The following is a 5202-nucleotide window of genomic DNA, read 5'->3' as shown; positions in this document are numbered from 1 at the left end:
ATGAATGATGCCATCGGCAAACGCCAACCGTAAAGACCGCAGTCAGTCAGCGATCAACCAACGTTGCAGCCAACGCCAACGGAGGATCAAAACGTTTGACGCGTCGATTCACTAACGCAAAAGCCGAACGACAAATTCGCATTCGAGCGTTGAAGTGATCGCTTGTGCGAACAAATACGCCGGACACCTGAGGGAGTCAGTCGGATAACGACCGGGATCAGCGGGCGGCGGGAGTTGTCATTGATCTCACCGAGCAGCAGACCACCGCCGCTCCGTTGCATCCCATGGTTCGTCGCTTCCTCATCTCTTGAATAGGGAGTGAAACGTAACGATGCCGACCATTGGCTTGTCGTCGAATCCATCCAATGATTCCGTGAGGATCAATCCGTCTTTCATGTCGGGGTGCACGAGGATTCGCGCAGTGTAGGCCGGGTGTCCTTCGATCGTTTTCTCACCGGTATCTTTCCAAGGAAGGCCGGATTCGAAGACGACAGCACCCTTCGCACCCTGTATGACCATCTGCATGTCGTCGCGGGGAAATTCCTGGCGAGTATCGGAGTCATGCGATGGACCAATCGTCCGAAGATTAACGATCACAGAGCCATCGAACGAGCGTTTCTCGTAAGTTACATCAACGAGGAATCGTGCACCCAGTTGTGTAACGTCCTGATCGCGCGTGTCTTCTTTTGATGTACTGGACGCGGCGGTGGTCGTGGTCGCAACCAAGAATGTCAAAGCAAGCATGTGAAGAGTCATGGCCATAGTCCTTCGGAAAAGCGTGAAGAGAAGTGGAAATTTTTGAGTCGACGAACGGCCAAAATCACCCGGTTGCCGCCAAGTGACTTTGATTTCAGATAACGCCCGATCGGCAACTCGGGTGCATTTTTTTGTTCGTCGTACGTCCTTAGTTGTCTGTTGCTATTTTGAGAGTCTCGGTCCGTCCAGAACCACCGGTTCTTCCGGGGCCTCAATTCTGATTTTCAATCGTGATTTCTCTTTCGAACGATCATACCCCATGCCGAAGAAGGGCCTTACACTTCTTAACAGCTGTTCGATTGATTTGACGTCTACAACATCATTCTGAAGTTGCGTAGATGTTGTAATTTCAAGTTTAAAATGCTCTGATTGCTTTCTCGGAAAAACAAGAATCTGATAGAAATCTTTGACGGGAGCGGCGCAGATAACCATCCCTGACGACTTGCAGTGCAGGTAAATGCGTCCATTCTCGCGTAGATTGTCATACCCCGTGAATGTCGGCAATTCAAATCTCGGATCTGCTTTCAATTCCTTTTCGTGAAGGATGCAATGATGGTCAATTGCATCTAGTTGAATCGCTGGGACGCGCTCCGATAATTGCCCCTGCGAGAAAACAATATGCTGTTGGGTGAGAAGCATAAGAACTGTGCACAAAATCTTGGTGACAATGTTTGGCATGATTTTTGTCCGACGAACGTTACGGTTTACCGGGCGGCGGCGAGTGCCGTGATTTCAAAACAGCGCGACCACCGCCGCTCCGGTACAACCGATGGTTATCCGCTTTATCGACGGGCATTGATCGAGTGTTGGGCAGTGGATTTCAAGTCGCCAGAGTCTAGCGGGCTCTAAAGTTCCAGGCAAGCAATTCCGTTCATCGAAGGATCAGAACCGTTGTGATGCCATCGGCAAACGCCAGCCGTAAAGACCGAAGTCAGTCAGCGATCAACCAGCGTTGCGGCCGACGCCAACGGAGGATCAAAACGTTTGACGCGTCGATTCACTAACGCAAAAGCCGAACGACCAATTCGCAATCGAAGGTTGAGGCGATCGCTTGTGCGAAGAAATACGCCGGACACCTGAGGGAGTCAGTCGGATAACGTCCGGATTCACCGGGTCGGGAGTGTTGATGTTCCATTTGAAACCGGCTGCAAGCCCGACTCCGGTGCAATCCATGGTTATCCGCCGTCTGGGACCGCAAGGAACCGGAACGGAACTCTCGGTGAATCATCGAACGGGTCAAGTATCTTAGCGGGCTTGCCGTCGAGTGTTTGGAATACATCGGGAAGCGGTAGAAGATCATCGAGCATTTTCAGTGCGGCCTTGCCATGCAATGCACGCAGTTCACCGCGTTTTGCCCATGTTCCGCAGGTTCCGCACAAGGTAACGGTCGTCGCCGTTCCGCCGTCTGGCAAAATAGTGACGGCGTAGGCGGGGCTATGGCCGCAAAACGGAACGTTGTCATCATCAGCCAGTTCTTTGGTCAGAAGCGTCCTCAAAGCCTTGGCCTCGGAGATGTTCAGGACGCGTGAACCGAGAACGTCGGTCTTGCCGCCCTTCCACTCCGTCGGCATCGTGTGGTCGCCATCAATCGCACCACGCGGATCAAGCAAGTGAATCGTGACACGGTCGGACCGTCCGCCGGCAAATGCAAGCGACGCGAATGTGGTCAACAGAGCTAGGGTCAGGAGTCGCATCATTTCAGTCGGATAACGGTACGGATCACCGGGTTGTGGAGCGGAGCGGCATCGGCGGTATAATGCCGAAGGCAACCGCCGATGTCGTGGAGCGGAACAACTCCGGTGCATCCGATGGTTATCCGCCGTCTTGGTTGGCCCTGGTATTCGCCGTTCTGCCCAGGCGTTGCCTAACGACAAACAAGCCGAAAAAGTATCCGACGAAGGCGAATATGACGCAGTAATGGCAAATCATCAACGAGGACAGATTATTGTACTCGTTCGACCCCGTTGTCGTGCCGAGAGCGAGCATAACGGGTATTACGGCGGGCATAAAAAGTTCGCTGAAGGTCAACGAAGCAACCCCGAATAGTACAAAAGCCACTAGCGGAGTAGATCGGCGATCGAACGCAAGTACCGCCGCTCCCGCGAAGGTTAGAACGCAAACAGCGTAAGTCACTGACGTCAAAATGTTGGTGGAGTATCGAAATGACGCAAGGGCAATTGCAACGTAGAGCGTTGCCCAAATGCCTTGAAGAATCGTTAATTGCATTTGTTGTCGCTCGTGTATTTTCCGTCGGATAACGGTAGGGTTTTGCGGGCGGCGGCGATTGACTTGCAAGCAGAAAAAAACGGCGACCACCGCCGCTCCGTAACAACCCATGGTTATCCGTCAGCAAGAGGTCACGGATGGTCCGTCGTGAGTGCATACCGATCAACGATCTTGGTCGCGCGAACGATCACACCACGTTCGGTAATGTTCCCAGTGTCGATCCACTGCCAGTAATGTACCAATTCGTGTGCAAGAGAGTGAAGGTAGGATGCCAGGGCGTCGTCACGATCGCGTGTCGCGCTCGGCCTACGGTAGTCGCCAGTCGCGATCCGGATGTAGGGTTCAACGTTAGGTTGCCATGGAGCGAAAAACGTAGCGGACGCGGTTGTCCCGTGCATTGTCGTGAGTTCAGCGTGCGGCGAGAGGTAGACCGGACAACGAACGGGAAACGTGTAGGCAGTCCGAAGCCATCGCGAGAAGCGAACGATTGCGTCGCGAACGTCGGTTGAAGCACGGTGTCCGCGAATACGTAGTCCGCCTGTACGGTATGGCGTCGCCCACATCATGTGCTTCAATCGGATAACGTTACGGTTTACCGGGCGGCGGCGAAGGCCGTGATTTCGACAGGACGTGACCACCGCCGCTCCGGTACAACCGATGGTTATCCGTTTTATCGACGGGCATTGATCGAGTGTTGGGCAGTGGGTTTCAAGTCGCCAGAGTCTAGCGGGCCCTAAAGTTCCAGGCAAGCAATTCCGTTCATCGAAGGATCAGAACCGTTGCGTTGCCATCGGCAAACGCCAGTCGTTAAGACCGAAATCAGTCAGCGATCAACCAGCGTTGCAGCCAATGCCAACGGAGGATCAAAACGTTTGACGCGTCGATTCACTAACGCAAAAGCCGAACGACCAATTCGCAATCGAAGGTTGAAGTGATCGCTTGTGCGAAGAAATACGCCGGACACCTGAGGGAGTATGTCGGATAACGGCAGTCGTCAGCGGGCCGGGACCGTTGACTTTCCATTTGTTAAACCGTGCAAGCCCGGCTCCGTTGCACGACATTGTTATCCGAATTTTGTGGAGTGAAGCCGATGTTACGAATCCCGAAAGTTTACAAGCCGTCGTCGGTGCGCGTCGTCACGTCCACGAGTGAGGGCTTCGTCGGAATAGGTTTTGACGTGGAAGGCGAAGATACGGTTCGTGTTAGATTGAGTGTTGAGGATGCGGTTGGGTTGGGTCATCTGATCCGTTCCCATTCAGATGGGTCTTCGGGTATGCCAAGGCGTGATGTGTCAAGCAGTTCCCCCGTAGTCGAATGAAGAACCGAGAATGTTGCGTTCGTTGCCAGGTCTTCTGTCGCCTGCCAATGCTTGGCGTAACTGCCGAGGCTTTCATCGTTGTAAATGGGGTGAAATCGTCCGTCATTGGATTGACCAATGTAGAACGTTCCGGCTTTCGTGCTGAATGACAGTAGCAGTTTCATGTTTGATTAGGTCGGATAACGTTACCGATCACCCGGTCGGCGCGAGAAATCTTCCATTGTCAAAACGCCCGGCTCGCCGACTCGGGTGCATCGGATGGTTCGCCGCAGTCGGTAGTCGAGCCGATATAGGGTCAAAGCGTTTCCATCCAGTGCGATGGTAGGAACTCGTCTCCGGCATCCCAAGCCGTAATCGCGCCAAGCATCGCTTTGGGCGTTAGCCATACGACACCATTGTATACTTCGTTGCCTTCGTCGTCAGTTTGGTAGTTGTTCACTCGGCACAGCAGTGTGAAGGCCAGCGACGAGGGCTGTCGAATCGCAATCGGTGCCAAGTCTTCGAGCCACGATCGAAATTCGGATCGATCGTCAGGAGTCGCTTCCAAATACCAGGCACGAAATTCTTGAACTTCCCGATCGAATTCGGCTAATTGCTGTGCATTGAATCGAGTTAGGTCTGCCATTTCGTGTTCCGTATTTCACTAGCTTAGGATTGGGCGTAGATCGAGCCACTGTGAGTCGGCGAACGCTGGTGATCAGCGGGTCGGGAGATTAGACGTGATCATTGCGAAAACCTTGCAAGCCCGACTCCGTTGAATCACTTGGTTATCGGCTTTATGGACGAGCGTTGATCGGGTTCTGGGAAGCGGAAACCGCGTCGCCACAGTCTAGCGGGCGTCGATTCGTGCGGCAAGCAATTGGGCGTTGACCCGGTCGGCAAGTAAACGGGTGTCGTCGTCC

At 53.5% G+C, this 5202-nt stretch carries 6 protein-coding genes; all 6 read right to left on the bottom strand.

The window, feature by feature from the left end; translation table 11 throughout:
- Nucleotides 1–300: 300 nt before the first annotated feature.
- On the bottom strand, nucleotides 301–756 hold the full coding sequence (locus Poly59_RS29095; RefSeq protein ID WP_186776605.1) for a hypothetical protein: 456 nt from the start codon (nucleotides 754–756) through the stop codon (nucleotides 301–303).
- A gap of 162 nt (nucleotides 757–918) precedes the next feature.
- Nucleotides 919–1434 (bottom strand): hypothetical protein, encoded by a 516-nt coding sequence (locus Poly59_RS29090; RefSeq protein ID WP_146537626.1) that lies wholly within the window; start codon nucleotides 1432–1434, stop codon nucleotides 919–921.
- 497 nt (nucleotides 1435–1931) lie between these two features.
- Nucleotides 1932–2450: a hypothetical protein gene (locus tag Poly59_RS29085; RefSeq protein ID WP_222436202.1), complete on the bottom strand. Its 519-nt coding sequence runs from the start codon at nucleotides 2448–2450 to the stop codon at nucleotides 1932–1934.
- Nucleotides 2451–3113: 663 nt separating this feature from the next.
- A complete protein-coding gene (locus Poly59_RS29080) occupies nucleotides 3114–3548 on the bottom strand; it encodes a hypothetical protein (protein WP_146537624.1) in 435 nt (144 codons plus the stop codon).
- Nucleotides 3549–4218: 670 nt separating this feature from the next.
- Nucleotides 4219–4464 (bottom strand): hypothetical protein, encoded by a 246-nt coding sequence (locus Poly59_RS29075; RefSeq protein ID WP_146537623.1) that lies wholly within the window; start codon nucleotides 4462–4464, stop codon nucleotides 4219–4221.
- A gap of 131 nt (nucleotides 4465–4595) precedes the next feature.
- Nucleotides 4596–4925, bottom strand: a complete 330-nt coding sequence (locus Poly59_RS29065) for a hypothetical protein (protein WP_146462324.1) — start codon at nucleotides 4923–4925, stop codon at nucleotides 4596–4598.
- Nucleotides 4926–5202: the final 277 nt, after the last annotated feature.

This window comes from Rubripirellula reticaptiva (assembly GCF_007860175.1).
Classification (GTDB): Bacteria; Planctomycetota; Planctomycetia; order Pirellulales; family Pirellulaceae; genus Rubripirellula; species Rubripirellula reticaptiva.
This window is presented reverse-complemented; position numbering and strand designations above follow the sequence as displayed.